Source organism: Lutibacter sp. (genome assembly GCF_040883305.1).
In the GTDB taxonomy this organism is placed as follows: domain Bacteria; phylum Bacteroidota; class Bacteroidia; order Flavobacteriales; family Flavobacteriaceae; genus Lutibacter.
The window spans coordinates 1-2,727 of record NZ_JBFLKT010000233.1; the positions used below are offsets into that span (position 1 = coordinate 1).

Genomic DNA, 2,727 nt, shown 5'->3' on the forward strand with positions numbered 1-2,727 from the left:
ACAAATACGTCTTCTTTTACTACTCTACCACTCCATTCATTTTCACCATATACTTCTCCTCTTTTAAAAAAAAGATAATCATCTACTAAACACTTATATTTTGCCATAATTTCTATAATAATATTTGTTATCTAATTGTTTTATCAAAACTAAGTTATTCTCATAACAAATCAAAGCTTCTTTGTCTTTTTTTTCTCCATGTTCCCAAATTATATGGCATTTACGACATAATAGCTGACGATTTCTATCATCTTCTTCTAAATCCTTTCTTAAACTTATTGGTATGATGTGAGAAACATCTAAATGCTCTTTTCTTACTCCACACCCCTCACAAGTTAATAATCCATTAGAAGCCCTCATTCGTTCTCTAAAGGCATTGTTAGGATTTATCTTTTTCTTTTGTTTGATTGGTTTTTTATCTAGGAAAGGTTTTCCATGTAACCGGATGTTATTATGATATTGGCAAAGTTTGAAAGTTCTGTTTACTACGAAAGGAGAATTGCATTCTTTACAGTTGAGTTGTTTCATCTTACCCTTCTTTAAATTCCTTTTCGCATTTCTTAGAACAAAATGGGTTATTTATAATTTCATAAGAAATTATAGTTCTACAAGTATTACAGATTGTGAATAGATTTCCTTCATTTAATTTATGTATTGGTTTTGTTTTCATAATTCCGCCACCTCTTTATTTTCTTTTTAAAGAACTAATACACAATATTAAACCTTTTATTTATCAATTGCAAATTTTTGCTTTTTTATTTCTCAATTTGTTTCTTTTCTTTAATATATCTATTGTATTCAGCAAGCCCTACTTCATCTTCATAAAATTCAACACTTAAAAATATAGGAGAATGTCCTTCAATTTCCATAACGTCCATTGAATAATATCTCTTAACTGGAAAATATTCACTCAATCTATCTGAAATCTTTATACTATAACCTTTTAATATAGCTGCTTCTCCAGTAATTGTTTTAATACTCATAATACTTTTCCATTTTTATTTTATTTCTTCAAATTCTACACTTTGATAGTGCTTTAATAATTCCAAGAACTTCACTTCTGTTCCAGCATAAGGATTAGAAACTATTTTTCTATAAGTTTCAATTGGAATTTCTAGACTTTCATTTTCAATAGTTACTATCAAACTGTTTTTATCAGTTTCTTCTAATTTGGGATTAATAGTTTTTAATCCTATTTTGAAAGTTAGTATTTGCTCCATTAAAAGTAAATTAAATAATGCATATATGTAAATGCAAACATTAATAAAACGTTTAATTTATACAGGAAAGCTAAATCTTCTTCTCCACAGCTTATCTTTTGTAAAAATCTATCAGTTTTAGAAGTTTCTCCTATTCTAAATAGTGGTTTTCCTAATTTATCATTTATCAACAAATCAAATAGAATCCAAAATATTGCATAACAAATTAAATTAATTGCTATATAATCTACAATGCCGATTCTCAACATAAAGAGTGAAGATGTTGCTATTACAACAAATCTTATAGCAGCTCTTACAAAATGCCCTTTATTGTTAATGTAGTTTTCTTTCTTTATTCTTTTACTATCTATTCTAGCATTTATTTCAGCCATTAGTATAGTTATAAATATTGCTATAAATATTGCCATAATCATAAGTAATAACTTTTTAGTTTTTTGTCGTAATTCAATCCATTATTAATTAAGAAATCATCGGGAACAATTTTAAGCATCATTAATTCGCTAAATTCAATTGATGATTTACAATCTATAATGTGAGTTAATAAGTTCATATTATTACTTGAATTCATTAAGAATCTAATTCTTTTCAGATTTATGTTTGCTATTCTATTTGCTCTCAAAAGTTGTTCAATGCTTTCTTCTTCCATTGTTATTTTTTAAACCTTCTTTTAATAGTTTCAATAAAAGACCTTATAAAAGTTACATAAAATCCAAGTAAGAAAGCTGCAAAAAATATAGATATTGCTATCCATCCCCACCATCTTAAATCATCAAAGTAATCTCCTCCGGTTAATTGAATATCTAAGTAAGCTATCCAAAAAGAAGCTACGCAAATAGCTATTAGTGTTAATACAAAGTTTTTCATTTTCTAACTGTTTTAATTTTCCAATAATGATTGCATTCAAAATTATATTTTTTGTTACTCTCAATAAATTCTCCCGGAGAATTTACAAAAATAGATTGCCAAAAATCACACTCAGGAGCTTTAAACCTATAGCAAGTATCCCTTATGGGGCATACTTTGTCTCCACTAAATTCGCCACTACATTTTGTTATGTCGCTCATGGTAGTGTAAATTTCATTAAATAAAACAATATTGTGATTCCAACAAATATAGTTAGTAATTTTAATAATAGCACTATATTTGGATGTATTTCTTTATTTGCTTTCATTTTGAAGATTGTTGATTTTTTCTTCCATCCATTTTACTCCTGCTAGGAATGCATCATACTTAACACAACCAATAGGATTAAAATATTGTTCTTCTTTGCTTGCCCTACTTTCTTTTAAGTCACCAATTATCATTGCTACTTCTTTAATCTCTTGTTCAAAGATTTCCTTCTTTAATTTTTCAAGTCTTTCTTTCATAATGTATTTTTACATTTATAATTGATTTGATATGGATTTTTCATTTCTTTTACTACTTCATTTAATTCTTTCTCCATTGATTTTGGAATTCTATAACTTTTAGTTATAGTTTTTTCAATGTATTTTGGTGGCCTTCCTAC

At 26.9% G+C, this 2,727-nt stretch carries 7 protein-coding genes; all 7 read right to left on the reverse strand.

The features are described from left to right. Positions 1-93: 93 nt before the first annotated feature. Positions 94-528, reverse strand: coding sequence for an HNH endonuclease signature motif containing protein (locus AB1Z17_RS07260; protein ID WP_368051137.1), 435 nt, complete (start codon positions 526-528; stop codon positions 94-96). A 227-nt stretch (positions 529-755) separates the two neighbouring features. Then, positions 756-983 carry a hypothetical protein gene (locus AB1Z17_RS07265; protein ID WP_368051138.1) on the reverse strand — a complete coding sequence of 76 codons (228 nt, stop codon included), beginning with the start codon at positions 981-983 and terminating at the stop codon, positions 756-758. A 15-nt stretch (positions 984-998) separates the two neighbouring features. Beyond that, positions 999-1,220 (reverse strand): hypothetical protein, encoded by a 222-nt coding sequence (locus AB1Z17_RS07270; RefSeq protein ID WP_368051139.1) that lies wholly within the window; start codon positions 1,218-1,220, stop codon positions 999-1,001. Then, on the reverse strand, positions 1,220-1,591 hold the full coding sequence (locus AB1Z17_RS07275; protein WP_368051140.1) for a hypothetical protein: 372 nt from the start codon (positions 1,589-1,591) through the stop codon (positions 1,220-1,222). Before AB1Z17_RS07275 ends, AB1Z17_RS07270 begins: the two co-directional genes overlap by 1 nt. A gap of 38 nt (positions 1,592-1,629) precedes the next feature. Beyond that, positions 1,630-1,866 (reverse strand): hypothetical protein, encoded by a 237-nt coding sequence (locus AB1Z17_RS07280; RefSeq protein WP_368051141.1) that lies wholly within the window; start codon positions 1,864-1,866, stop codon positions 1,630-1,632. Between the two features lie 2 nt (positions 1,867-1,868). Then, the gene (locus AB1Z17_RS07285) at positions 1,869-2,084 is read right to left on the reverse strand and encodes a hypothetical protein (RefSeq protein WP_368051143.1); all 216 of its coding nucleotides are present in this window, start codon (positions 2,082-2,084) and stop codon (positions 1,869-1,871) included. Between the two features lie 293 nt (positions 2,085-2,377). After that, the gene (locus tag AB1Z17_RS07290; protein ID WP_368051144.1) at positions 2,378-2,587 is read right to left on the reverse strand and encodes a hypothetical protein; all 210 of its coding nucleotides are present in this window, start codon (positions 2,585-2,587) and stop codon (positions 2,378-2,380) included. Positions 2,588-2,727 lie beyond the last annotated feature (140 nt).

Excerpts from the sequence above, each read along its gene's own strand:
- AB1Z17_RS07270 (WP_368051139.1), bottom strand. The coding sequence starts at position 1,220 with ATGGAGCAAATACTAACTTTCAAAATAGGATTAAAAACTATTAATCCC.
- AB1Z17_RS07285 (WP_368051143.1), bottom strand. The coding sequence starts at position 2,084 with ATGAAAAACTTTGTATTAACACTAATAGCTATTTGCGTAGCTTCTTTT.
- AB1Z17_RS07275 (WP_368051140.1), bottom strand. The coding sequence starts at position 1,591 with ATGGCTGAAATAAATGCTAGAATAGATAGTAAAAGAATAAAGAAAGAA.
- AB1Z17_RS07260 (WP_368051137.1), bottom strand. The coding sequence starts at position 528 with ATGAAACAACTCAACTGTAAAGAATGCAATTCTCCTTTCGTAGTAAAC.
- AB1Z17_RS07280 (WP_368051141.1), bottom strand. The coding sequence starts at position 1,866 with ATGGAAGAAGAAAGCATTGAACAACTTTTGAGAGCAAATAGAATAGCA.
- AB1Z17_RS07265 (WP_368051138.1), bottom strand. The coding sequence starts at position 983 with ATGAGTATTAAAACAATTACTGGAGAAGCAGCTATATTAAAAGGTTAT.
- AB1Z17_RS07290 (WP_368051144.1), bottom strand. The coding sequence starts at position 2,587 with ATGAAAGAAAGACTTGAAAAATTAAAGAAGGAAATCTTTGAACAAGAG.